The sequence below is a fragment of the Vogesella mureinivorans genome, from assembly GCF_007644035.1.
In the GTDB taxonomy this organism is placed as follows: Bacteria; Pseudomonadota; Gammaproteobacteria; order Burkholderiales; family Chromobacteriaceae; genus Vogesella; species Vogesella mureinivorans.
The window spans coordinates 1-425 of record NZ_VMTV02000740.1 but is presented as its reverse complement, the minus strand read 5'-3'; the positions used below and the strand labels follow the sequence as shown (position 1 = coordinate 425).

Below are 425 nucleotides of genomic sequence, written 5' to 3'. Positions count from 1 at the left end.
ATGGGCAGCGAGTTCATCCCCAGCCTCGATGAGGGCGACTTCGCCCTGCACGCCATGCGCATCCCCGGCACCTCGCTGAGCCAGGCCATCCACATGCAGGCCCAGCTGGAAGCGCGGATCGCAGCCCTGCCCGAGGTCGAGCGCGTGGTCGGCAAGATCGGCACGGCCGAAGTCGCCACCGACCCCATGCCGCCCTCGGTCGCCGACATCTATGTGCTGATGAAGCCGCGTGCCGACTGGCCCGAACCGCGCAAGCCGCGCGCGCAGTTCGTCGCCGAACTGCAGGCCGTGCTGGACCAGGTGCCCGGCAACAACTACGAGATCACCCAGCCGATCCAGATGCGCTTCAACGAGCTGATCTCGGGCGTGCGCGCCGACCTCGCGGTCAAGGTCTATGGCGATGATCTGGACACGCTGGCCGAACT

1 protein-coding gene is annotated in these 425 nt (G+C 67.5%); it reads left to right on the top strand.

Annotation, left to right across the window (positions count from 1 at the left end):
- The coding region (locus FLQ44_RS18000) for an efflux RND transporter permease subunit (protein WP_206208965.1) at nt 1-425 on the top strand (425 nt) is incomplete at both ends.